This window comes from Psychrobacter sp. T6-1, assembly GCF_052258445.1.
Window position 1 is genome coordinate 1 of the sequence record NZ_JBQQFC010000755.1, and the last position, 619, is coordinate 619.

Annotated in this window: 1 protein-coding gene; it reads left to right on the forward strand. The window is 45.2% G+C overall.

The window, feature by feature from the left end; genetic code table 11:
- Positions 1 to 522 (forward strand): lipoyl(octanoyl) transferase LipB (lipB, locus tag ACTXGO_RS15815; protein ID WP_443575190.1); only part of this gene is annotated, 522 nt, incomplete at its 5' end.
- Positions 523 to 619: the final 97 nt, after the last annotated feature.

Genomic DNA, 619 nt, shown 5'->3' on the forward strand with positions numbered 1-619 from the left:
GGCGGGCAAGTCACTTGGCACGGGTCTGGGCAACTGGTGCTTTATTGGTTATTTGACTTGGACAGTTTGGGCTGGAGTGTACGTAACCTCGTCTCTCATGCTGAACAAGCATTAGAGGATGTGCTCAATGACTGCTTGGCGTCTATGGATAGCCAAGATAACATCAGCGCTCATGCACGCCGCGATGCCCCAGGCGTTTACTTATATAGTCACATGACTGACTCTGACCATACTATTAAGCGTGAGACAATTATGCTCGGCAAAATCGCCTCTCTTGGGTTTAAGATTAAGCGCGGCTTTAGCTATCACGGTATTGCGCTCAACATTAATTGCGATCTGTCCGCTTTTAATGCTATTAACCCTTGCGGGTACGCGGGTATGCAAATGCTACGTTTGGCAGACTTTGTCACTATGGACACCGATTCATTATCTTATGAGCAAGCGACGCAAAAACTTATCGATAATATCGCTAAGCGTCACGCCGGTTTCATCGAGCTGCGACCTCTTGCACCTAAAACTTAAAACGCTCTAGCATAAGCGTCTAAATCATAACTTTTGTGTTTTAAGCTTTTGAGTCCTATTTTGCATAATATCGTGCCAGCTTAGACTTAAGCAAAAT